Source organism: Chlamydiota bacterium (assembly GCA_016178055.1).
In the GTDB taxonomy this organism is placed as follows: domain Bacteria; phylum Auribacterota; class JACPWU01; order JACPWU01; family JACPWU01; genus JACOUC01.
In genome coordinates this window covers 28,496-54,237 of the sequence record JACOUC010000046.1, presented here as the reverse complement: position 1 = coordinate 54,237, position 25,742 = coordinate 28,496, and the positions used below count along the sequence as shown (strand labels likewise).

The 25,742-nt window shown below is 43.0% G+C and carries 12 protein-coding genes; 5 read left to right on the top strand and 7 right to left on the bottom strand.

The window, feature by feature from the left end; translation table 11 throughout:
- Nucleotides 1–7: 7 nt before the first annotated feature.
- The 4 genes from HYS07_07080 to HYS07_07065 all read right to left on the bottom strand — a co-directional run bounded on the left by HYS07_07080 (nucleotide 8) and on the right by HYS07_07065 (nucleotide 4,850).
- Complete coding sequence (locus HYS07_07080; protein MBI1870937.1) at nucleotides 8–397, bottom strand: hypothetical protein; 390 nt, start codon at nucleotides 395–397, stop codon at nucleotides 8–10.
- A 241-nt stretch (nucleotides 398–638) separates the two neighbouring features.
- Nucleotides 639–1,910, bottom strand: coding sequence for a hypothetical protein (locus HYS07_07075; GenBank protein MBI1870936.1), 1,272 nt, complete (start codon nucleotides 1,908–1,910; stop codon nucleotides 639–641).
- Nucleotides 1,888–2,154, bottom strand: coding sequence for a hypothetical protein (locus HYS07_07070; GenBank protein MBI1870935.1), 267 nt, complete (start codon nucleotides 2,152–2,154; stop codon nucleotides 1,888–1,890). The genes HYS07_07075 and HYS07_07070 overlap by 23 nt, the downstream gene beginning before the upstream one ends.
- Before the next feature lie 284 nt (nucleotides 2,155–2,438).
- The gene (locus tag HYS07_07065) at nucleotides 2,439–4,850 is read right to left on the bottom strand and encodes a sodium-translocating pyrophosphatase (protein MBI1870934.1); all 2,412 of its coding nucleotides are present in this window, start codon (nucleotides 4,848–4,850) and stop codon (nucleotides 2,439–2,441) included.
- A 318-nt stretch (nucleotides 4,851–5,168) separates the two neighbouring features.
- Between HYS07_07065 and HYS07_07060 the strand changes: the two genes are divergently transcribed.
- Nucleotides 5,169–6,326 carry an ATP-binding protein gene (locus tag HYS07_07060; GenBank protein MBI1870933.1) on the top strand — a complete coding sequence of 386 codons (1,158 nt, stop codon included), beginning with the start codon at nucleotides 5,169–5,171 and terminating at the stop codon, nucleotides 6,324–6,326.
- A gap of 57 nt (nucleotides 6,327–6,383) precedes the next feature.
- Here the strand turns inward: HYS07_07060 and HYS07_07055 are convergent, their stop codons facing one another.
- Nucleotides 6,384–6,965, bottom strand: coding sequence for a hypothetical protein (locus HYS07_07055; GenBank protein MBI1870932.1), 582 nt, complete (start codon nucleotides 6,963–6,965; stop codon nucleotides 6,384–6,386).
- Nucleotides 6,966–7,341: 376 nt separating this feature from the next.
- On the opposite strand from HYS07_07055, the gene HYS07_07050 reads away from it, so the two are divergent.
- A complete protein-coding gene (locus tag HYS07_07050; GenBank protein MBI1870931.1) occupies nucleotides 7,342–8,460 on the top strand; it encodes an IS110 family transposase in 1,119 nt (372 codons plus the stop codon).
- A 423-nt stretch (nucleotides 8,461–8,883) separates the two neighbouring features.
- The gene (locus HYS07_07045) at nucleotides 8,884–18,210 is read left to right on the top strand and encodes a hypothetical protein (protein MBI1870930.1); all 9,327 of its coding nucleotides are present in this window, start codon (nucleotides 8,884–8,886) and stop codon (nucleotides 18,208–18,210) included.
- Between the two features lie 50 nt (nucleotides 18,211–18,260).
- Here the strand turns inward: HYS07_07045 and HYS07_07040 are convergent, their stop codons facing one another.
- The gene (locus HYS07_07040) at nucleotides 18,261–18,596 is read right to left on the bottom strand and encodes a hypothetical protein (GenBank protein MBI1870929.1); all 336 of its coding nucleotides are present in this window, start codon (nucleotides 18,594–18,596) and stop codon (nucleotides 18,261–18,263) included.
- A gap of 827 nt (nucleotides 18,597–19,423) precedes the next feature.
- Here HYS07_07040 and HYS07_07035 point away from each other — a divergent pair.
- Together HYS07_07035 and clpB are read left to right on the top strand one after the other, a co-directional pair.
- Nucleotides 19,424–20,761: a phosphomannomutase/phosphoglucomutase gene (locus HYS07_07035; protein MBI1870928.1), complete on the top strand. Its 1,338-nt coding sequence runs from the start codon at nucleotides 19,424–19,426 to the stop codon at nucleotides 20,759–20,761.
- 78 nt (nucleotides 20,762–20,839) lie between these two features.
- On the top strand, nucleotides 20,840–23,425 hold the full coding sequence (gene clpB, locus HYS07_07030) for an ATP-dependent chaperone ClpB (protein ID MBI1870927.1): 2,586 nt from the start codon (nucleotides 20,840–20,842) through the stop codon (nucleotides 23,423–23,425).
- 8 nt (nucleotides 23,426–23,433) lie between these two features.
- Here the strand turns inward: clpB and rnr are convergent, their stop codons facing one another.
- Nucleotides 23,434–25,521: a ribonuclease R gene (rnr, locus tag HYS07_07025; protein MBI1870926.1), complete on the bottom strand. Its 2,088-nt coding sequence runs from the start codon at nucleotides 25,519–25,521 to the stop codon at nucleotides 23,434–23,436.
- Nucleotides 25,522–25,742: the final 221 nt, after the last annotated feature.

Here is a 25,742-nt window from a genome sequence, read left to right as displayed (position 1 = left end):
GCAATCATTAGGCTACTCCGAGTGTCACCTTGGTTTTTTGAAGGTTCTTTTCTTCAGAACGAGGAAGAACCTGAGATAAAATCATGTTTAAAGCTGAGTCAAAATTTTTAGATGCTTTTTCTCGAATGATTTCAGCCTGATTTTTGGCGTCAGAGAGAATTTTATCATTGGATAAGGCAAAGGCTTTTTTGCGTAAAGCTTCATATTGCCTTGCTTCTTCTTGGGCTTTCACTTCAGCCTTTTGAACTTCTTCTTGAGTTTGACAACGGACGTCTTCGATTTTCTTAGCAGATGATTTTCTAAGTTCTGAAATCGATTTCTCAATTTCTTCTTCTTTAGAGCGAATCTTTTTTAAAAGAGCTTCTTCTTGATGGTGTTCCGTTGGCTTTTGTTCCATAGATTTTTTTGTCTTTATAGTATAGGGTTTTAGATTAAATAAAACCTAGAGTGAAAAAAGCTAACAAACTGTGGAGTTTGTGTCAATCGGGAAGTTGGCTCGAATACCAAAATTTAAAAATCAAAAATCAAAATGACAATGTAAAATTTAAAATGCCTCTCTCGCAATCGTATTATAAATTTTGGATTTTAATATGTCATTTTGCATTTTGATTTTTGAATTTTAAATTAACGATGATCTTTCACACGGTATTTACATCCATGAGTACGACTAAATCGTTTATGGAGTAATTAGAATTAACCGTCCCGTCAGCATTGTAAGGGCTCGTTTCTCCCAATTCAAAAAAGTAGATAACCTGATTATCTCCAATGTTGATATGTTCCAATCCATCCGATCCTGTTTGGACATAAGGGGCTACCTGCTGATTAATACTGATTTGATTCCATGATCCAGGGATGGTTGGAACCACATCTCCATTTTTAAGGACCCAGACTTGGCTTTCAAAATTATTTTGGGAGTCATATTGAGCATTAATCTGAGAGGTCCATACCACTTGCGATTTTTGGGATTTTCCATTACCAGTTGTTTGAGTCTCTTTCGACCAGCTTTTGGTTGTTCCTCTCATATCAATTCTAGAGTCTTGTTCCAACACCGAACTATCCCATGAAAATCCTTCCAATTGGCTACGATTCATGGCTCCCGTGACACCATGTTCATTGTGAAGCAAATTATAAACAATCTGTTCTCCTCCAGGAAGCGTGACCAGAAGGTCTACATACACCTCAAACCAATTGCTTTGCCCTTGATCTGCAATCGGCACACTTAAAATAGTGACGTGTGAGGAGGCATCCTGATTTAAAACGACGGTACCATTATTTAAACTGAACACAGGAGTAGGAGCCGGTGGAGGCGGTGTGGATTCAGGTTCAGGCACTGGTTCAGAGGGAGTGGTAAGGGCTGTGATGGGTTTAAGCTCACGGAGCCATTCTACGTGGCCATCTGCAAAGCTTGAAATGGTGCCTCCCGCATGCCTTTTGGCGGCTTGGTCCGCGCTTTCAATATAGAGGACATCACTGTCGGCAGTTAATACGGTTTCAGATGGGTTTGGTACCGCCGTGAGATTTTGGTTGGTAATGTAAATGTTGAGCCCATAAGAATTTGCTGATGGATTGTTTAATTCAACTTCGGGACATCTTTTTAATGCTAAGACGTTATCGTAATAAACCGATGTAAAAGTGGTTTCGGCTGCTTCTAACGTTAGATCTTCTGAATCAGGTGATAAATATCTTTGATCAAGATAACCTAATGTCGTTGGAAATTTTTCATAATCAACGGCAAACATCAAAAGCGCTTTTGCAAGCTGGTATTGATTGTTAATGCACTTTCCTTGTCGAGCTTTGGCGTGGACGCTGTGAAGAGAACTCATCAAAAGACTTGCGAGAATTAAAATGATAGAGAGAGTAAATAAAATCTCAATCACACTAAATGCCTTAGAAAACTTCAACGTTTTCATTTTTCGTCCTTCCTCGTCCCTCTGACTGGCTCGTAGCTCGAGGCTCAAGGCTCGAGGCAAATACTTTTTCAGTTTTTGTCTTTTCTTTTGCTTTTGCCTCGAGCTTCGAGCCTCGAGCTGTCTTTATGCTTTTGCTTCCCTCGTCCCTCGTCTCTCGTCTCTCGTTCCTCGTTGCCGTTGGGGTTTTCTCCCAATAAAAAACCCAACCTATCCAGAGTGTGACAGGTTGGGTATAAACTTTCACTTTCTCTTACTCAGCTTGGTTCCACCACCTGTTTGCTCGCTTAAAAGCGAGCCTCTTTAAGGCGTCCGCTTGCACGAACTCAAACAGGTGATGGGACCGTCCCAACCCCGTCGGAACGCTCAGTAACCAAAGGCTACCACGGCCCTGGCCTTTCGACCCGTTGCTCTTTTCAAGCAACAAAACCGCTCTCTCATCGCTCATCGACCACTGAAACCAAGGGAAAAGTAACATTTTTGTATATAAAAAGTCAAGCGTTTTTTAAGCCTTTTCAGAGGTTTCATTTTTTATTCGAACTCCGGGGACTGCCGTTTAGACTGCCAAATCGCCCAGAAAATAAAGGCCATTGAAAGAAAAATTGCGATGATCCAGGTAAGATCGATTCCCTTTGTCATGAAGCGCTCTGGAAGTGAAAACCCTGATTCTTGGGCTCCTTCTTTGACCGTTTGAACAATTTTACTGTCATAAGCAACCATCAGAGGAACGGTTAGAACGGAAACCATGTTCATGACTTTAAGGAGAGGGTTAATGGCCGGGCCCGCAGTATCCTTGAGAGGATCGCCCACGGTGTCTCCTGTAACACTTGCTTTATGTTTTTCACTTCCTTTGCCCGTATTTTTTTCCAGATCTCGAGGTTCATCTTCAACCATTTTTTTCGCATTGTCCCAGGCGCCGCCCGCATTGCACATAAAGGAAGCGACCAGTTGACCCACCACAATCGATCCTCCTAAAAAACCGGCAAGGGCAATGGGGCCCAAAGTAAATCCGACAAGAATGGGGGTAAAGACCCCTAAAGTAGCAGGTCCGATGAGTTCTTTTTGTGCCGCAGCTGTGCAGATCGCTACGACTTTTCCATAAGCTGGTTTTTTTGTTCCTGCCCAGATTTCTTTATCTCGAAATTGAACTCGGCATTCATTGACAATAAGGTAAGCAGCTCGTCCTACCGCACGAAGAAGCATCGATGAAAAAAGAAATGGAACGGAGCCTCCAATGAGCATTCCAATCAAAAACTTTGGATTGGATACAGTCAGAAGCCCAGCAATTTTTTCAAATAAAGATACGGGCAAAATTTGATTTTCACCCTGGCCACCCGATCCGATGACTGTGATGAAAGAGGCAAAAAGAGAAACGGCGGCAATGACGGCAGATCCAATCGCCACTCCCTTGGTAACGGCCTTGGTTGTATTTCCAACAGCGTCCAGATCAGCCAAAATTTGACGGGAGGTTTTGTAGCTTGCTTCACCCATTTCTTTACGGTCAAATCCCATTTCTGCAATGCCATTGGCGTTGTCAGCAACAGGGCCAAAGACGTCCATGGAGATCGTGTTCCCTGTGAGCGTTAGCATTCCAATTCCACACATCGCAACACCATACGCAATAAAAATGGCGCTGGTTCCCCAATAAATCATGACTGAACCAAAAATGGCTACGCATAGAATGATGGCAGTCCAGAAGGCTGATTCATAGCCTAAAGCAAAGCCTTCGATAATATTCGTGGCATGTCCAGTGGAGCAGTTTTTCTTGACGTTTTTGACGGGGTTATATTCAGTCCCTGTGAAGTATTCTGTAATTCGATTAAGGAGGACACATAAAATCACTCCAATAAGACAAGTATAGGCAGGCCTCATATCGAGCCCTTCAATTCCAAAATTGATCCATGAGGGTAAATGACGAATGTTTTCCCATGTGGCAGTGCTGTTGACGAGTGTTGGACCAAATCTTAAATAGAGAAAGCCAAGAAGGATAAATCCAACGATAGAAATAAAAGAACCAATGATAAAGCCAAAATTAATGGATTTCATGGCTTGACCGACATCCCCTTTGTCTCCAGCTCGGACAAGATAAGTGGAAATAATGGAACCGATGACCCCAATGGCTCGGACTAAAATGGGGAAAATGACTCCCTTATGTCCGAAAGAGGCCCAGCCTAGAATCATTGCCGCGACAATCGTCACTTCATAAGATTCAAAAATATCCGCAGCCATTCCTGCACAATCTCCGACGTTGTCACCTACATTATCTGCAATGGTTGCGGCATTGCGGGCATCATCCTCTGGAATATCCTTTTCAATTTTTCCGACGAGATCAGCTCCAACATCCGCTGCCTTGGTATAAATTCCTCCTCCCACACGCATAAAAAGAGCCAGCAAAGTTCCTCCAAATCCAAATCCTAAAAGGGCTTCATAAGCATGCTCGCCGTAAGTCATAAAAATAATCGTTCCGCCGAGAAGACCCAAGCCGTCCGTCAACATTCCTGTAATGGTTCCTGTTCGATATCCCAGCATTAAGGCTTTTCCAAATCCGACGGGGGCTGCTGCGGCCACACGAAGGTTTCCAGAGGTGGCAAGCCGCATTCCGACAAAACCTACCGTTGCCGAAAAGAGGGCGCCAATTAAAAAGGCAAGAGCTCGTCCAATGGCAAAAGGACTATGCCAATCGCCATCTTGCTGGGCCTTGGTAAAATAAAGCAAAAAGACCAGAAAGAAAATAAGACAGGTGACAGTGGTCAGCTGACGTTTTAAATAGGCATTGGCTCCTTCACGAATCGCCCGAGCAATCTCTTGCATTTTGCGAGTGCCCTGACTTGCACTAAGGACCTGTTTCACAAGCATGAGGGCATAAGCAAGACCCAGGAAGGCGATGACCAGGACCGCCCACAGGGAAATTCTTTCCCCAGAAGAAAATTTTGAATCGGTCATAAAGGCAAAATATTTAAAGGTGGAATGTGATACATCTTCACTGCCCGTTCCAATCGCGGCAAATGCGACGGCCGTTGCTCCTAGCATGAGGAGAAGATTAAGGAAGACGGGGTGACGTTTTGAATAAGAGAACAAAGAAATAATTCGCCTCATTAAAGAATCTCCTTTTAAAAAAATTTCCTACATTTTGGCGGCTTACGTGAGGCTTGTCAAGGTTGGAAATTGATTAATGTATTTAATCCTGTAAAAAACGGTAAATCTATTCTGGACAATACTCCGAATAAGTTATACTATTAGGGAGTGAGCTCCGAAAAAGTAATCCTTCATCGATCCTTAAAAATTGATCTTCCGAAAGGTCAATCTGCCTTTCTGTGGGGGCCTCGAAAGACAGGGAAAACCACGCTCATTCAAAGTTTATTTCCCAAAAGTATCGCATATAATCTTCTTGAAACAGATACTTACTTAAGGCTCTCTAAAGAACCGTTTCGGTTGAGAGAAGAGCTTGCGGAAATTCGGACCGTATCGTCTAATGAACAACCTATTATTCTGGATGAAGTCCAAAAAATTCCCCAGCTTTTAGACGAGGTGCATAACCTTATTGAACAAAAAGGGTTAAGTTTTTTCCTCTGTGGTTCTAGTGCCCGAAAACTTAAGAAGGGTCATGCGAATATGCTTGGCGGAAGAGCTTGGCGATATGAGCTTTATCCTTTAACCAGTCACGAGCTTGGGAAAGAATTTGATTTAATGAAGGCCCTTAATCGAGGATTAATTCCCTCCCATTATTTATCGGATTATTACGCGAAAAGTATCAAGACCTATATTCAGGATTATCTCAAAGAAGAGATCCAGTCCGAAGGCCTGGTGAGAAATTTACCTGCCTTTGCCCGTTTTCTTGATACTGTTCCTTTTAACAATGGAGAACTGGTCAATTTTTCAAATATTGCTCGAGAATGTTCAGTAGATTCAAAAACAGTCGCTGCATATTATCAAATCCTTGTGGATACTTTAATGGGTTACTTTATTGAGCCATTTCGAAAAGTGAAAAATCGTCAAATCATTGGTGCAACCCCTAAATTTTATCTTTTTGATGTGGGGGTAGCAGGAGGAATGTCTCAAAGAACACTTTCGATTAATAAAGGGGACGAATTTGGAAAGGCCTTTGAACATTTTATTCTGATGGAATTAATCGCCTATCGTGCGTATTCCGAAAGGGATTTTCATATTTCATTTTGGAGAACCAAAGATGGTCTTGAAGTTGATTTTGTCCTGAACCACGGCGAAGTAGCTCTGGAGGTGAAGGGCATTTCACATGTTGGTACGAGCGATCTCAAAGGGCTTTCAGCCTTTAGAGAGGAGCATCACCCCAAGCATTCCATTCTGATTTGCCAAGAACCCAAGCCTAGAAAACTAGAAAATGGCATTACCATCCTACCCTGGAAAATATTTCTTGAGCGATTGTGGAATGGGGATTTTTAACCTTGTTTCTTATTCAAGTCACGGGTAACTGGAGACAGGTCACAGGAAACCGGTGACTTATTTACGCGTCGACTGCATCAATTGATCAGCTTGAGGCGGTTGGAAGCCAGTGAAGCCTTCGTGCCTTTCGGCGAGTTCGAGGACTGAAAAAGGTTCATTTTTTCTTTTTTCGGGCTGGGTGAAGATTTGGCGAAGGACTGATCCTTTTTCTCCTACAATTTTCCCAGAAAATTGAATCTTATGCTTCTTCATTTGCTTGACTGCTTTTTCAATGTCATCCACTTGAATGGCGACATGATGAAGGGTTTTATCTCCAAATTTTTTGACCCAGCCAGGAATAACACTTGTGAGTCCTTTTTTACCCAATTTTCCCTGATCAATAAAAATAGCCGGAAGACCCGGTTTTCGTAAGACAATGGCAAACCAATCTCCATAATCCAAAATGCCTTTAGGCCCGATCTTCATATCCCGTGTAAATCCGACTTTCAAAAATTCTTGGGCTCTTTGGTAGACATCTGTGGTGCGTACGGTGATGTGGTCCACAATGGGGCGAAAGCCAATGCCGAGTTTTTCAAGATTTTTAGCCAAAAAAGACGCCGCCCGGCTTTTCTTGAGATAATCCCGTATGTAGCTTTGAATAAGCTCTTCGGAAACTTCTTTTTTAAGTCGTTTTCGATAGTTCATATTTTTGTATAAAACAGTGATCTTAATCCCTATTTTAGGCCTAATTTAGGGAATATAAAGAACTTTATTAGGCTATATTATGGGCCATATGCTAGGAGTTAAACAAATAATGGGCATATGTACCCGACTCAAGTCTCGTCCATCTGTAGTCGCCCCATTTATGGGGCAGTGCGCCCTGCATGGATTTGCCCGATTCATCCCCCCACCTACCCGCCATTTCGAATGGATGAGAAGGTATGGATGACTGGCCTTTCCTGATGAGATTTGGTTTACTCATTATGAAGGGTTCAACCAAAAAACAGCAGCTAAAAAAAGAAAGGAACAGTCATCCATGAATAAGAAAATACTCTACGTGGGATTAGATGTCGATGATAAAGCATTTCATGCGGGGCTTGAAGGAGAAGGTGTCAATCAGAGTTATGAGTTTTCGTGTAAGCCAACGGTAGGAGCATTGATAAAAAAGCTTAAGAAATATAGAGAATTAGGCTATGAGCTCAAACTTTGCTATGAAGCGACGTATTTAGGTTTTTGCCTGTATCGAGATTTAGCGAGTCAGGGGATTCAATGTGAAGTAGTTGCTGCGAGTTTGATTCCGGAGATGGCAGGCATGAGGGTAAAGACGGATCGATTGGACTGTCGAAAGCTTGCTCAATACTACATGAAGGGGTTATTAACGGTGGTGCATGTACCGAAAGAAGAAGATGAAGTTGTGAGGGATTTGATTAGGTCTAGAAGTTTTTTAGTTGGGGAGCTGAAAAGGATACGATTACACATCTTATCGATCTGCCGTCGGATGGGAATAGATTATCGGCAAGCGACGGACAACCTTCAAGCACAATACTGGACGGTCGCTCACCGTGAATGGCTCGAGTCAAAGGCAAACAAATGGGAGGATCAAGTTCTGAGGTTAAACCTCACAACGCTTCTTTCGTTCACCAAGCAAGTAGAAGGGCATCTTGAGACTTATCAGAGCCAGATTGGGGAGCTTGCGAATGAACCAAGATATGAGAAAAAAGTTCAAGCTCTTGTTTGCTATCGAGGGATCGAGACATTGACTGCAATGACGGTCGTGACAGAGCTTGGGGATATCAAGAGATTTTCTCATCCCAAACAAATCACATCCTACATTGGATTAGACATTGTGGAATATAGCTTGGGCGGAAAAGAGAAGCGATTTGGAATTACGAAGATGGGCAATCGACATGTTCGTACTGCGATTGTGGAGGCATGCCAACTTGCTTCGTCCCCGCCCAAGATTGGCAAAGCATTAAGCAAGCGTAGAGAAAAGATCGACGAGAAATATATCGAAATTTCAGATCGATGCATGAGGCGTTTATATAAGAAATCGACACATCTTGCTTTTAGGGGCAAGCATGGGAACAAGATCAAGGTAGCGTGTGCGCGTGAGATGCTTGGATTTATTTGGGAATCATTGAGGCAGGCGGCATAAGGGCAATCTAAAAAGGAGTTGAGGTTAAAGACCAAACAATCATCAAGACTTAAGTAAGTCGTAACCGGACAGCCCACGGCCCCACCCTAGATTAGATTAGATTAGATTAGATTAGATGGTGGATAGGTCCCGTTGAACTAAAAACTTAATGCGTTAACCAGCACGCGAATATGAGGTGGTAAAGTTCACGATGCTTATTAAGTCGACTGACTGAATGGAGGATCGCTTTAATCTTGACAGCCAGTCATCCATATGAGGTGGGGGGATAAATCGGGCGACTACGCTTTGATGGATCAAGAATTCTTGAGTTAAGTGCATATATCTTAAAATGAATTTGTCTTTTTACTTAGAATTTGTGTCTTTTTTATAAACGGGTAAGTGTGCGTTTATATTTTTTTACAGAATTTGAGAGGAAAACGAACGATGATAGATTATAACTATCTCTATACCAATAAGTTGCTATTCAAATTAGCCTCTTTTCTCACGCTGATCGCCTTTTCTTTGACCTCGGTTTGTGATAGCACGGTTCTGGCAGAGGAAAGACCGCTCGAGGCTCGAAGCTCGAAGCTCGAAGCTCGAAGCAAAGGCAAAAGCAATAAGCGAAGAAGTTTTTACCTCCAGCCTCGAGCCTCGAGCTTAGACATTTTCAAAACCCTTAAAATCTCGTCAAAACTAGGCGACATCATTGAAACACATCAAGGTCAAAATGAGAAACTCATCATTCACATTCAGGACGTTCATTGCCATTTTGAGGCGCAATCTAATACCGCTGGTATTATTCAGGATTTGTGGAAGAAACACGCGGATCATGGGTTAAAAGTGATTGGTCTTGAAGCCGCCAGTGGTCCTGTTGATACCTCTCTTTTAACCTCTTTCCCTGATCTTAAAATTAAGAAAGCCATGGCTGAATACTTAATGAAACAAGGGCGCATTTCAGGGGCTGAGTATCTATCCATCATTCAGGATAAACCGCTTCCTCTTCAGGGTGTCGAAAATATGCTCAATTATTTTGAACATTTGGTTCAGTTTAGGCAGGGACTCGATATCAAAGATAAGGCCCTTCCCATACTGGACTTCATTCAAAAGAAAATAGAATCCCTTCGCCCGCAAATCTATTCAACTGAGGCACTTACTTTACTCCAGAAAGAGAAAGATTATTTGGAGGGAACCCTTCAGCTGAGTGAGTATGGGGAGTTTCTTGAAAAGCAGCTAGAGGCTAGAAGCTGGAGGCTAGAAGATAAAAGCGAGCTCGAAGCTCGAGGCTCGAGGCTCGAAGCAAAAGCTGAAAAACAGGATGTAAAGTTAGGAGTGGACATTGTAGGGGCTCGATTTATCGAGCCCGCAAACGGGTCTGATCCTTCGACATGGCTCGGGTCTGATAAATCAGACCCCTACAAAAACTTTTCTCTCATGCGTCAGGTCTCTCAGATCGAAAAGCAAATAGACTTCGAAAAAGTAGAAAAAGAGCGCTTAAAGCTTCTCGAAGTTCTTAGCAAAAAATGGGTCAAAGAAGAAATGCTTGAGCTTATGACCAAGAGCCTTTATTACCGTTTAGAGAAAATGGATGCGTGGGAATATTACAGCTACTTGAAGAAGATGATCCAGGGAAATCGTCCATCGTCCATCATCCATCATCGGAAGAACGGGAGACGAGGGAAGAGGGAGGAAGGACGAACGAAAGGTTATCCCAACCTCACGAAATACATCAAAATGACAGAACTCTTTCACGAGATCAAAAGTGATGCACTCTTAAAAGAATGCGAAAAGATATCTGAAAAAGTACAGGATAAACTTTTAAGAACAAAAGAAGAGAAGGCACTCAGACAAATCGAGAAAGACTTTATTATTTTGAGAAACTTTTTTGAGTTGGAGATGAAGAAGAGTGAGTTTCAATATTATGTGGAGAATCAGGAGCGGGTGACGGCGAAGGGGATTGTGGAGGGGATAGAAAAACTGTCAATAGTCCATAGTCCACAGTCCGCAGAAAAAAACAAAAACAATTTCAAGCCATCGACTATGGACTACAGACTATGGACTATGGACGACATCACCTTCCTAGACTTCCATCTTAAAAACATAGCCGCATTCTACAAATATTCCTCCAAACGCGAAGAGGCGATGGTCAAAAATACCCTCCAGCAAATGGATCAAAAGAAGAGCCCAATCGCGATTCTCTACACAGGCGGTTTTCACACCGATGGCATGATGGAGCGGTTAAAAAAGGAAGGGGCTTCTTATGTGGTGATTGCTCCCAGAATTACTGAGTTCAAACTGAAGACGCCTTATTTATCTATTATTAAGAATGAGCCGACAAAATTAGAGAAAATGCTTATGGATTTGAGGAAAAAGGAGAATTCATCCATCGCTGCTCTTCCCACTGAAGTTTCTAGAGAACAAATCACTGGAGAAGTCGGCCCTTCAGCGACTCCTGAAGTAAGTGCGTTGGCTGAAACTACCGCTACTCAGATTGAAACCAGACGTGTTTCAACTGGTTTGGTGATGAGGGCGGTTAATGTTTTGGAAGGGGCTCAAGATGGTAAACTTCAAGAAGACTGGCTTCGTGCCTGTGGTCATCCAGATATCTCACGCTTTACAGTTGATTTTGTTCACGAACGCGATGAATTGGTTGTCACGATTTTGGAAAGATCCAAACCCATATCTAGGTTTTGCATAAGTACCGCTTCTTTATCTCAAAATTTGGAAGCTCAAATCGCCTTTGTTGAGGAAAGAATGGGGGATGGATATTCAGAAGAGCCTTCGAAATCAACTCCCTCTGCCATGAAGAAATACAGTGGCGAAGATGTGGATGTGGCAGCGTTTCATCAACGCTACAAGGGTGATACCCCATCTATCCCGCCTGAGCAGCTGGAGAGAATTCGTACAAATGTGATTCGTGCCTGGGGAGACCTTTCTCGAGAAGGCCTTAAAGCCCTGCGGGAATTGGGGCTTACGCGGGATGGGGTCATTGAGCAATTTCGGAGAATAGATAATAGAACTGAGATAAAAATTGGGAAAGCGAACTATGCCGTGAACATTCACTGGCGGGAGGGCCCTTATGAATTAAAGGGAGTCAAACTGCCTGCCTTTGGCTATCTTGAACGTAATAAGGGAAGATCTAACGTAAGAGGAACGATCCATCTTTATTTAAGCTCTGAATATTCTGAAGAAGGTTTCCTCCATGAAGTGTTGGAACATATCATACTTCGGACTTCCTCACGCCCTGAAATCAGCGGAAAGGGATTGCGGGCAAACTCAAAAGAAGCTAAGACGGCCGCCTCCCGTCGGCATACCTTGTCAGCCGTGTACGAGGGGATTCTGGGAGACTATTGGCAACCTTCCCGAAGGGCAGTGGGTCAGATTCAGGGTATGACGCCTCAGGAAAGAAGGCAATTTAAAGGGCGATATTATTCTGAAGTTGCTCCCGGAATCCATTCAAAATTTCCACGCGCCCAATTTCCTCATTCTAATGAATGGGTTAGTCATTATGCAAGTGAGGTGAACAGTTTTGCCGGTAGATTTGAAGATTTTCTGAAAAATTGGGGAGAAGAAGGTGCTAAACGGGAATCTTTTCTTGACCAGTGCGAGGCGTTGAAAATCGCTCCAGGAAAAGTCATATCCTGGCTAAATACTGCGTTAAAGCTTAAAGGGAATAAGACTCAATACAGTGCTTTTTACTTATTTGATGCATTGGAGAGGAATTATAGTCCTCTAATTCCAGAATATGCCGCGCTCTTAGATAAGGTTTTTGAGGAATCTGTTTCTTTACGAGTTAAATATCATGTTTTTGATCTTCTTTGGAACGCTGCTCTTCAAGATAGCGAAAATCGCAAAGAATTATTAAAAATTATTTCTGAGATTCTTGATAGAAGGGATGAGGATTATATTCTCGTGGCTTTTGAGGCGTTATCCAGCTTATTATCTTACCGAAATTATAGCTATTTTTCAAGAAAATTAGAATTTTTTAGCGAACTCCTTGCATTACAGGATGTCGAAATATCGATTTACGTTTTTCGGGCTCTTAGTAAACTGCCTCAAAATGCAATGAGTAATTCTGAAGAAACGCCCGCCCTTTTTAAATCATTGCTGGAAATCCCCGATAAACAAAGACAGAAGGAAGGATTTTCATTGCTTTCACAACTCTTGAAGGATTCCAGGTTCTCTATTGAGGAATGGCCCTCTTTTGTTACTTTGATCAAACTTCTTCTGGAAGAGAAAAATGCCCGTCTTCTTCATTTACTGGCGAGTTGGCTGGATGCCTTAGTAAAGATAGAGGATATTGACCAGTCGCATTATGCAAGAAAATGGCTACGCCAGGTTTTGCTTCAGGCCCCGAAGCCAGAAGATCTCTTCCCTGAACGGACTTGGCAGAGAGGTCGTTCTTTATCAGCACTTGAAGAAGCTGCCTGTTACTGGATGGAGCAAGAGTTTGGAATGAAGGAGGAAGATATTTTAGCTCTTTTAAATGATCCTGAGATTAAAAAAATATGTCCAGTTTTCTTTTTCAGTGCATTGGAAACGATGGATATTGTCGATAAAGGGGGTGTTGTATCTCCCTCGATTTCTGAGCAGGAGGCCAAAGATATTTTGCGAAGGGTTTTGCAAACGAAGGCGGATCCCAGAATGGTCCCAAGGATTATGAAATATTTTCTGCAGGATCCAAGGAAGCGAGAAGCCTCTGAGGTTGTTTTTAGAGGTGTCGATTTATCCTTATATCTTTCCACAGACGTTGAACGTGAGATCCGAAATGAAGAGCTTCCAGATTATCAGGCCACTTTGCTAGAAAGCGCCGTTCTTTATCATGATCTTATTCTGAAGCGAAGGGAGGCTTTAAAAGAATCATTGGGAAGTTATGAAGCCGCTGATCAGGCCATGGTTGTGGTGGCTAATTTAACCAATGGCTGGTTCCCTTTGGCGGCATTGACGGAAGGGCGTGTGGATGGAAATACTTATATTTTGGGAACAAATATTCAAGTGATTCAAACAAAAATTGGCTCGAGCGAGATTGAGAATGTGGGATTCACTGGATATTTTGACGATGTATTCTCTGGTGAGGAAAAGTCCAAGATAGGGCGGGCGAGGCAGGTGATTGTGGTAGATGTTTCATTGGAATCCATGGAAAGTCCTGCAGATTTTCCAAACAAGTTTCATTATCCTTCGGCTTTCGTAGGGTACCTCTGCTATTTGATGAAGTCGAGAGGTATTGCTATTCCTCAAAGTTGGAACGCGCGGTTTGCGAATAGTCTTGGGCTGCTCAGGCGTCAGGGAACGGAGGTGAAATTCTGGTACCCAAGGGCGTGGTATCCAGTAGAGCATTCTGCTCCTCTTATGGGAGAGTTCAAAGGTCCTTATGAGCCAGTGCCTCAGGGGTACGATATATCGAATGAGACAGGTGAACCGCGATTAGGGACGCAAGGGCAGGAGTGGGTTTTCTGTCATGCGGCGCTACCGCGTAAAACGAATATAGATCGTTTGCATCTCGGTGAGTATGCCTTGCAAGGGAAGCGCTGGGATGACAAGGGGAAAGAGAGGGAAGGAACGTTGGTTGCTCAAGGATCCAATGGCGGGTGGAAGCTTCAGACGAGTTGGCGCCTGACAAATGGTTTGCGAGGACTATGGAACGATTTTATAGAGGGCGAAACATTTAAGGGAATCTTTCGGGATCATTCTTCTTTCCCTCGACAAGCCACGAGCACTAAAAATCAGATTCATCTTTTAGCCCTGGATTTGGACGGGACGCTAACCTCTCCCGAAAAAACACCACTCACGTCAGCAACAGTTGAGAAGCTCGTGAATATTTTATGGAGTCATTCAGATCTTTCTCTCATGATTGCGACGATGCAGGGCATGGATGAGTTACGTAGGACTGTGATTCAGCCCTTGGAAGAGAGAATGAGGGGTTGGACGCAACATCAGCGAGATTATATTCTCAATAGAATCGGCCTTTTCCCTTGCGGTTCAGCTCAAGGGTATTTGTGGGAGGAAGAAAATTGGGCCAAGAAATATGACAAGGCTGAAGAACAAGAAATTGATTTTGGCCGCCTGGCGCAGGTGTTGGGAGATTCAGTGCACAATCGTGGGGCTTCTCTGGAGGCCTATGGAAGTGGCGGACGTTTAGTCGAAGAGCTTAAACAAAATCCAGAGTCTGAGATTCGTGCTATGGCGGAGAAGCTCGAAGTCTCGGAAGATGGTTGGCACATTGTTCCGAAAGGCATTACGAAAGCGGTTGGAAGAGATTTTATGATGAGTAAGAGGGGGATTGTTCCCGGACAAGTGATGGCCATGGGAAATAATCCACGCATGAGTCTGGATGGCGATCCCTGGATGCAGCCTCTGGGCGGATGTTTTCGGGAAGTGCACAGCCCCGATGAAACCTTAGCGGTTTTGGACCGCTTTTTCCCCGCGCCTAATTCTGGGGACACAGTACTTAATTCTGCTACTTCAGAAGCCGGAATGGCCCCGTTTATGAGTCTTGTGCTGGATTGGTTCGGGATTCCACGTGAAAAGCAAGCGGGGTATGAGCAGGTGGGTTATTTAGCAGCATTTATCATCATTGTTGCAAGTATAGTTGCTTCGACACCATTATTGATGCAAGGCTTTTTGGGGATGATGGGGGTGGCGGGGGTTTTTATTTTGATTCATCCCTTGAGCTACTTCGTCATACGAATTTTTGAAAAATTATTGGGTCATCCGTTGATGCCTCAAGGGCCACCTCTTAAGGGGATGGTCCCACCACCTGCTGTTCTGTCGGAGGCAGGTTCCCCTTCGGCGAACTGGCCCGTAGGGCCAACAGCAGGTGGTGGGATGGTTCTGGGCGCAACAAAAGCTGCTTTAGCTAATACAATTTCTCTCATTCCTGCTTACCTTCTCTATTTCTACATGAATTCTTACCCGGCTCTTGCGATCGTTGCGCTTCTTTTTTACATTCCTGCAAGTAGATACCATCACGAGATGAATTTGGAATACTTAAAAAATGAAGGATTAGAAAATTACGATGCAACGGCGGCGAGACGTTTTTCAACGATGGCGAGTCTATTTTCAAGTACCTTAAATTCTTCAAAACTGACTTTGACTTTTAAATCATTTTTAATAAGCCTAACATCAGATTCAATACGGGAATTACTTTCTTCGAGTTTTGCAGTCCTTGCTTCAATACGAGCAGTTCTTACTTCGATACGGGCATTGCTTTCTCGCAGTTGGAGAACGGATGCTTCTAATTTAGCGGTGCTTTCTTCAAGTTTGCTAATCCTTCCCTCGATCTTGGTGAATCTCTCCTTGGTTTCATACCGAAAGCTCAGCAGGCTATTGGAAAGCGCCTCGAATCTTTTTTCAGATTTTTCTGACTCTTCATCAACTTTGTTGCGAAGGGCAACGACGTTTTCTCCGACGGCCTTAAACTGGCTTCGCATTTCTTCGATAAGAACTGCGTTGTATCGCTGCATATCATCTGTGGGAAGAGATTTTGGAGATTTCTTTTCTTTCATGGAAAAGATGTTAGAACTTGCTCAAAATTCAGTCAAGGGTTTTCGTATTATAAATAATATTTCGCTCCGTTTCAGTCGAGCTTCGCTCAAACCCATTCTAAAATCCCTCCTTCTTCTTCCCTTTGCGGTGAAGTTGATTGAAATGGTTTTAGATTATGGCACAGCATCAGCGGCAGAGATGGGACATGTGGCTGTTGCGGAGGCTGCGGGGACTGGGGTGGCGGGCTTTGTGGGGGTTATGTTGGTTCTGTTAGTAGCGTTCACTATATACGTTAATGCCCGTGTCGGTGATGCTTGGTTCGGTATTGGTCAATGGCAAACCACCCTCCAATTACAACAATCATCAACACAACTGTCATTAAGGCAACCATGGCTTCAATCTCCTTTTGGACAGATTAGTATTCCTACAATTAAAAAAGTTAATGCTGATACGCTTAAAGCAATGCTAATCCACACCGATATCCTTAGAAAAAACTCGTTAGCAAAAATGGCAGCAATCATTACCTTCGTGATGTCCATGATTGTTTTTGCCAGTAATTCTCTTCGAGCCTTGGTGAAAACTTTAATTTCACTCATTGCTCACACTATAATTCAACTCAGAATGACTGTCCAGGGGAATAGCTTTACGCGTTCGAAAAGTACTCAGACTTCTTCACTTGCTTTTTTGACGAGGATTCAACAGGTTGAACCAGAGTTTTTAGCCCCTCCTGAAGTTAACCCGCTTTTGAATGAGCTGATTGAGCAGGTGATGAAGGAGGATGTGGATGATGCGTTGAAGAAGCGGATGAAGCGAGCTATTTTAAGAATGGGTCTTTCCAGTATTACCTTTGGCCAATTTATGGATGAACTTGAAGGAATTGTTCGAGTTCGATCTCGAGGGGAGACTGAGCCTATCGATGAAAAAGCGATTCCGGAGATGGTCGCGGGGGAAGCGGAAACTTTATTTTTGTTTGCGGCGAATGTTTTGAAAGTGGGGAGTGTTCCTTTCGAGGTTATTGAAGGATTGGTAAGGGCTTATCAGAGCGGATTGGATTACGATGGGATCGCGATTTTCGATTTGCGGGTGATAACACTCGATGACTTAGTTGCTCGATTGAGTCATGGTTTTATTTTACCTAAGGGTGGAGATGCAACACTGTCATTGCGAGTCCAGGAAGGGATGAAGGAATCTCGTCTTTCCCTTGAGATTGCTTCGCTATCGCTTGCAATGACAAATGCGAAGCGTGGTATTTTAACAGTGAATGCTGATGGAGGGCTTTTGGTTTCAGGAAAGGCCATAGAGATCTTTCCTCGTGAGCAAAGTCAATTAAAGGCTCTCTATCAAGTGGTTGGAAATCAGACCGAGCCTCTCAGTATTGATTTGAGTCGGGTCCATCCTCAACGCGTCGATCAGATTTTGAAAAGTATTTTCTCTAATCAAGAAGCATTGAGAGAAGGGTTATCGATTGAGGGCTTTAGTGATCGAGCTCTTGTTAGGGCTCAACTTGTGGAAAATATGATTCGTCTGGATGTTCAGAGTGAAGAACGGCGATTTGAGAGGGTGAATCAACAATATCTTTCGGGTTCTTTTCGGGAAGCCGATCAATCTGAATCTTTAGGGGTTGTCTGGTCGAGGGGAAATTTTAACATCAAAATTTCACGATCTAAAAGTGGAAAAGCGTTTTTAGTTCAGGCCAATAGTCCAGAGTTTCGAAGGGTATATCGGGAAATGATTTTGAGGTTGAAACAAAATTCAAAAAATGTAGCAGCGCTTTCTGTGCCTTTACCTTATAAAGAAGGCACACTCAGTACTGAAGAACTCCACCATTTGGAAGAGGCTATTTTGAGGGCCTTATGGGGTGATCCATTAACTTTTGATCAGGCTCAGAAACAATTGAAAGAGGATATCCAAATTAAATTTTACTTTAAAAACGATCCTTCTTTAAGGCGAGGGAAATTGGCTGAAAAGATCACAGGAGAGATGAGAGAGCGAGGTGTCAAGAAAGTGAATGTTTTGGTTCGTAAACGGGAGGGGAAGGTTTATGGAATCTCTGAGGATGTGTATATTGTTGCGAGAGGAGATGCAAAGGCGATAGCCATTTTAGCCAGTCGATGGGCTCATCAAGGTTCACCAGGGCTTGAGGCAATGCTGGCTGATATTAATCGCATTGACCCAGATGCCTTGACTCGACTTGGTCAGGAAAGAAGTGTTGCCGCTACAGCTCGTTCGTTAGAAGAAAATTTTGAGAAGGAGCGTTTGACGAAGGTTTTGGCTCAGACAGCGATGTAAGGTGAATTTCTCTCAAATTCCGAGTATTTGAAAAAGACGAGATTACAACCTTACGATGTAGCGGCGGCGAGTCTCTTTTCAAGGACTTTAAATTCTTCAAAACTGACTTTAGCTTTCAGATCATTTTTGATCAGTCTAATATCAGATTCGATACGGGCAGTGCTTTCTTCGAGTTTTGCAAGCTTTGCTTCAACACGAGCCATACGCAGACGAACATCACCGACTTCATCTCTTAGCGACTCGAGATTTGCGTTCATCTGGTCTGTTTTTTTCCGTAGCGAAATGAGTCCTTCATCAAAGACTTGGAATTTGGCTCTCATATCTTCAAGAATAACGACAAGATGGTTTTCCGTCTGGGGACCCTTAGTAGATTTATTTTCTTTCATAATAAGAGACATCTTAGGATTCCTTCAAAATCCAGTCAAGGATTTTCATATTATTAAATAACATCTCGCTCCGTTTCAGTGGAGCTTCGCTCAAGCCCATTTTAAAATCCCTCATTCTCCTTCCCTTTGCGGTGAAGCTGATTGAAATGGTTTTTAATTAGGGTATAGCCTCAGCGGCAGAATTGGGATATGCGGCTATTTCGGGTGGTGTTGGGATGGCGGGCTCTGTCGGGATTATGCTGGTTCTATTGATAGTGGCGTTCACTATAAATATTAATGTCCGTGTCGGTGATGCTTGGATCGGTAGTGGTCAACGCCCAGCATTATCAGGACAAATACAAAAAATAACAAAACTGCTAAAGAGGCTTCAAGCGCCATATCATTTATCTCCTTTCTCAGCAGGCGTGATCACAATTCCAAGTATCATGAGTCCAGCAAGAACTGCAAATAATGTTATCCTTACCGTCAGATTGAACTTTACAAAGAATTCTGACGCCAGCATTGCCGCGAAAAGGATACTCGACAAATTAAGACACAACTTGAATACGTTGTCTCTACGCTTATCATTCAAAAACTTTTTCTCGGCCATCACTTACACTATATCGTGTTTAAAAAATGATGTCCACCAAAATGGGCTGGTTTGTTATAAGCAAATGAATTGTCCCCTTGGAATGATTCACCCATGGGTGAATCATTCCAAGGGGACAATTCATTTGCTACTAAAAGGGGACATCTTGACTTGCTACGAACACAAATCTCGCTCACCCCTTGACCCTCGACCCTTCACCCTGCTATATTGTCCGAACATTCTTAGGGGGGAATAAGTTATGGCAGGTATTTTTAAGGCGTATGATATCAGAGGCATTTATCCGACTCAGATTAATGAGGAGATTGCTTATAAGATTGGATATGCAATCTCAAAAGTTTTTGAAAAAGGAACCGTAGCCGTGGGGAGGGATATGCGTACTTCATCTCTTTCTCTCTTTCAACATCTAACCTCAGGTCTTAATGATGGAGGGGTGGATGTGATTGATGTAGGTCTTATTTCAACACCCATGATCAATTTTACAACAGCCCATTATCAGTATGATGGGGGGGTGATGATTACGGCAAGTCATAATTCAAAAGAGTATAACGGGGTCAAGCTTTGCCGGTGGGGGGCTTATCCTGTGAGTTATAAGACTGGGATTGCTGAAATAGAGAAAAAAGTGCAGTTTCTCAAAAAAATAGAACCAGCCCCTAAAAAGGGAAAGATTTATACGAAGGATGTGATTGACGATTATGTTCAGCACGTTCTTAAATTTGCGAAGAAGATTAAGAAATTAAAAATTGTGGTCGATGCAGGAAATGGAATGGGTGGATTGATTGCCCCGAAGCTTTTAGATTTTTTCCCATGTGAAGTGATTCCCCTTTATTTTGAGCTGGATGGGACATTTCCACATCATGATGCAAATCCTCTAGAACCTGAAAATATGCGGGATTTACAAAAGGCGGTCCTTGAACATAAAGCGGATTTGGGGGCAGCTTTTGATGGAGATGCAGATCGTGTGATGTTTGTGGACAATGAAGGTAAAATTGTTTCTGCGGATGTTGCAACCGCTCTGATTGCAAAAGAATTTCTTGAGTGTCATCCGGGGGAAACGGTTCTTTACGATTTACGTTCTAGCTGGATTGTGAAGGAGGAGATTGAAAAATACGGGGGAAAAGCCCAGATGTGCCGGGTCGGGCATGCCTTCATTAAGCAAGCCTTGAGAGAGGCGAATGGAATTTTTGCGGGAGAGCTTTCAGGACATTATTATTTCAGGGATAACTTTTTTGCGGACAGTGCGGCGATTGCATTTGTGATGATGTTGAATGTTCTTTCTAAAGACGGGAAATCCTTTGCAAGCCGGATTAAGCCTCTCAAACGATATGCCTCGACGGGAGAACTCAATTCAAAAGTGAAGGACCCTGATTCTTTAATGAGTCAGATTGAAAAGAAGTTTAGTGGAGGACGTGTTTTTCATCTGGATGGACTTTCCATTGAATTTAAGGATTGGTGGTTTAATCTCCGAAAGTCAAATACGGAGCCTCTTTTAAGGCTCAATGTGGAGGCTAAAACGCCGGAGCTCTTAAAAGAGAAGTCAGGTGAGATTTTGGGAATGATAAAAGCAGGTCATAGATGATCAGTCATCGGTGATCGAAAAAAATGATTACAGAAAGCGAAGACTGATCACTGATCACCGAGGACCGAGGTTTCGCATATGCAGCTGGATCAATTTACACTTAAGGCGCAAGGTGCTTTGGCCCAAGCGCAAGAGGAGGCTGTCAGCCGGCAACATCCTCAAGGTGAGCCGGAACATCTTTTATGGGCTCTTCTTCAGCAAGAAGAAGGAATTGTCCCAACTTTACTTGAAGCAGTGGGTCTGAGAACCCCAGTTGTTAAAGAGCATTTAGAAGAAATTTTTAATTCATTTTCAAAGGCCTACGGATCTTCAACTCAAGTTTATCCTTCCAACGATTTTCAGAAAGTTCTTGAAACGGCTCTTAAAGAGGCCAAAAGCTTAAAGGATGCCTTTGTCAGTACAGAGCATTTATTGATTGCCATCACTCAATCAGATTCAAAAATCGGTCGTTGGTTGAAAAAACAGGGGATTGAAAAAAATAATCTTTATCAGGCCTTGATTAAGGTCAGGGGGAGTCATTCCGTGACGGATCAAAATCCAGAAGATAAATATCAATCCCTTTCCAAATATGCAAGAGATCTTACGGATTTGGCGCGTCGATCGAAGTTGGATCCTGTGATTGGGCGGGATGATGAGATTAGACGTGTGGTGCAAGTCCTTTCCCGTCGGACCAAAAATAATCCCGTTTTGATTGGAGATCCCGGGGTGGGAAAAACAGCGATTGCAGAAGGGCTGGCGCTTCGGATTGTGAATGGCGATGTTCCGGAGTCTTTGAAACACAAACGACTTTTGGCCATGGATCTTGGGGCCATGATTGCAGGGGCCAAGTATCGGGGAGAGTTTGAAGATCGTCTGAAGGCGTTTCTCAAAGAAATTCAAGATGCTTCGGGAGAAATTATTTTATTCATTGATGAGCTTCATACCTTGGTTGGGGCAGGATCGGCGGAAGGGGCAGTGGATGCCTCCAATATGTTGAAGCCCGCCTTGGCTCGAGGAGAACTCAAATGTGTTGGGGCGACCACCCTCGATGAATATCGCAAGTATATTGAAAAAGACAAGGCGCTTGAAAGGCGTTTTCAACCTGTATTGATCAATGAGCCGAGTGTCGAAGATACACTGGGCATTTTGCGGGGGTTGAAAGAACGTTATGAGGTCCATCATGGAGTTCGAATTCAAGATGCGGCGCTTGTGGCTGCGGCTGTTTTGAGTCATCGCTATATTACGGGGCGTCAATTACCCGATAAGGCCATTGATTTAATTGATGAAGCGGCTTCGAAGTTGAGAATTGAAATTGATAGTCTTCCGACAGAACTGGATGAGGTTGAGCGAAAGAAGATACAGTTAGAGATTGAAAAACAGGCTCTTCAGAGGGAGAAGGATGAACATTCTATAGAAAGACTTCAAAAGCTTAATGACGAGTTAAAGGATCTCGAAAAAAAATTATTTTCAATGAAAAGTCATTGGGAAAAAGAGAAAGTGTTGATTCAGAAGATTCGAAAAATCAAGTCGGATATGGAAGGAATCAAAGCAGAAGAAATAAGGGCTGAACGTGAAGGAAATTTGGAAAAGGTTGCAACATTGCGTTATGGAACACTGGCTCAATTTCAAAAGGATCTTCAAAAAGCAAATGATGAACTTGCTCAACTCCAAAAATCGCTCAAAATGCTTAAAGAAGAAGTAGAGCCTGAAGATATTGCTGAAGTCATTTCCAAATGGACAGGAATTCCTGTCCATAGAATGCTGGAAACTGAGCGACAGAAATTGATCACGATGGAAGATCGTTTGAGAAAACGGGTGGTGGGGCAAGATAAGGCCTTGGCGGCTATTTCTAATGCGATTCGAAGGGCAAGAGCGGGGATTCAAGATCCTCATCGACCGATGGGGACGTTTATGTTTCTTGGGCCTACCGGCGTTGGAAAGACCGAGCTTGCAAAGGCCTTGGCCCAATTTCTCTTTGATGATGAGAGCGCCCTTTTGAGAATTGATATGTCTGAATTTATGGAAAAACATTCCGTTTCTCGTTTGATCGGGGCTCCCCCTGGTTATGTCGGGTATGAAGAAGGAGGCTATCTTACCGAGAAGGTGAGAAGGCGGCCTTATTGTGTGATTCTTTTTGATGAGATTGAAAAGGCTCACGCGGATGTTTTTAATATTCTCTTACAAATTATGGATGATGGAAGATTAACTGATGGGCAGGGGCGGACCGTTGATTTTAGGAATTCAGTTCTTGTGATGACTTCAAATATTGGAAGTGAAACCATTCAAGCATCAGATCGTGCCTCTGATGAGGAAGTTAAAAGAATTGTGATGGAGAGCTTGAAAGAGAGATTCAGACCTGAATTTCTAAATCGAATTGATGAGACGATTGTTTTTCATTTGCTTTCTCAAGAACACATGGCGGCGATTACTGAAATTCAGACACGTCTTCTTAAAGTCCGTCTAGAGAGTCAGAAAATTGAATTAGAATTTGACTCTAAGGTCGTTGCCTTTCTTGCTGAAAAGGGTTATGACCCGGTTTATGGGGCAAGACCCTTAAAGAGATTGATTCAGCAGGTGGTGATGGATCCTTTGGCCTTAAAGATTTTGAAAGGCGAGGTAAAGGAAGGGGAAAAACTAAAGGTTTCGCTGGATAAGAATGGGAAGATAGAATTTAAGAAAAAATAATTATCTTTTCACGCCAATTTAAAGTCTACTTGTTTCTTTTTTAGATCAACATGGCTGACCTTGACGCGGACACGATCGCCTATTTTAAAGCGTTTATTGCTTCTACGGCCTTGGAGAACTAAGCGTTCAGGGTCAAAAATGTAATAATCATCTTTCATGGATGAGACGTGAATAAAACCTCGGGCCAATGTTTCTTCGTCTTCAACGACCAGGCCATATTCCTTAATGTTGCTGATTAAAGCCGAGCTTGGCTTTGCATGACCTTTTTCGAGTCGATCGTTTAAAAATCTCAAACGCTTGATCTCAATAAATTCTCGTTCGGCCTCATCCGCCTTTTTTTCCATCAGCGAGGATTGATAGGCCATTTTTGAAAAATCCTTTTCCTTGGGAAAATTTCGATGTGAAAAATGAGCATCGAGAACTTGATGGACACAAAGATCCGGATAACGCCGAATGGGGGAGGTGAAGTGGCTATAGGCTTCCAAGGCAAGCGCAAAATGGCCTAGGTTTTTTTCTGAGTAATGGGCAACCCTTAAGGAACGTAAAAGGGCAATATTAATGAGGGTTGAAGCTGGTTTTCCATGAAATTCTTTGACCAGATTTTGAAGAGATTTTGTCTCAAATTGAAATTTTCGGATCATGCCAAATGAATGAGTCAATTTGACAAACGATTCCTGATCCGCTTGAGAAGGGGCAGGATGAACTCTGTAAAGGCCTGGAAGTTTTTTTTCAATAAGGAAGCGGGCGATCAAATGATTGGCCAGAAGCATGCATTCTTCGACCAGGCGATGTGAAGGTTCTTTCAAAATAAGATGAATGGCGGTTGGATGGCCATCATGATCCTGTAATATATCAATTTCTGGGATATCAAGTTCGAGGGCTCCCTGATTCATGCGTTGATGAAATAATATATTCGTAGCCTTCTCTAATTCTTTTAAGAGAGGAAGCCACTCGCTAGGAAATGTAGGAGGCGGATTTTCTTTTAAGGCCTCTGTCACCTCGCCATACGAAAATCTTTTTTTTGAGTTGATGATGCTTTTCCCTAATTTCCAATCCGTTATTTTGCCGTGCGGGTCTAATTCCACAAAAACGGTTTTGGTCAGCCGGTCTTTTCCCTCTTCAAGGCTACAAATGTGGCGTGAGAGTTTTTCTGGAAGCATTCGAATGGCCCGGTCCTTAAAATAGACCGTGCATCCCCGTTCAAAAGCCTCTTTGTCGATGAGCGAGTTGGGCGGGGCATAAAAAGAAACGTCGGCAATATGAATCCCTAGACGCCATCCGGAATGCAATTTTTCGATTGAAATGGCATCGTCAAAATCTCTTGCATCGATGGGATCAATGGTCAAGGTTTGAAGATGTCTGAGATCCCAACGGGATGAATATTCATTCTTAGGAATAGAGTCACTCCATTCATCCGATTCTTTCTCAACTTCTGGAGGAAACTTGAGGGCGAAACCCTGTGTTCTGGCAATCGAGAGAGAATCTAGTTTGGGATCGGAGGCTCGACCCAAAACCTCGATAATTTTACCTTGAGGCCCTAAGTTTTGAGAAGGCCAGCGTGTGATTTGAACGATGACTTTGTCTTCGGCTTTTGCTTGGTGAAGGGCTTCGGGAGGAATGATCACATCATAAATTAGTTTTGGATTGTCAGGGACGACAAAGAAGAAATTTTTCTCCTTTTCAAGCGTTCCTACCATTTCTTCATGAGCCCTTTGGATAATTTCTTTTACCCGTCCTTCACGTCGCTCTTCAGAGATGATTTGAACTGAAACGAGATCCCCATGTATGGCTGAAGAAAGGTTTTCACGGTGGATAAAAAGGTCTTCTTCATTTTCTTTTTCAATGAGTTCAACAAAGCCAAAGCCCTTGGGGTTCATTCTCAAAATACCTTGAAGGGCATTAGCCTCTGTTGGAAGAGAGAAAAACCCTTTTTTAGGTTGATTGAGTTGACCTCGGTGAGTCATCTGTTTTAAAGTACGTCTTAAAATAGGGACTTCGTTGGAACGTACTTTGAGAGCGGATTTAATTTCTTTTAGGGTAAGAGAAAAGTCAGGATTTCCTTTAAGTATGTCTAAGATGGATGATGGATTAATCACCCTTTAATCGTAGCATAAATGTGAAAGTGGATGTCCTTAAAATTTTGGTTACACAGTTCTTTTCTATGTTAGAATGAACCCCTTTGATTTTTTATAGGAGATAGAGATGATCCCACCACCTGCTGATCCGCGGAACGCGGATTAGCTGTGGTAAGGGGGTAAGGAAAAGGTATGACGATGAACATGGTGTATGGCATTGGCTCTTTGTCCCACCACTTGCT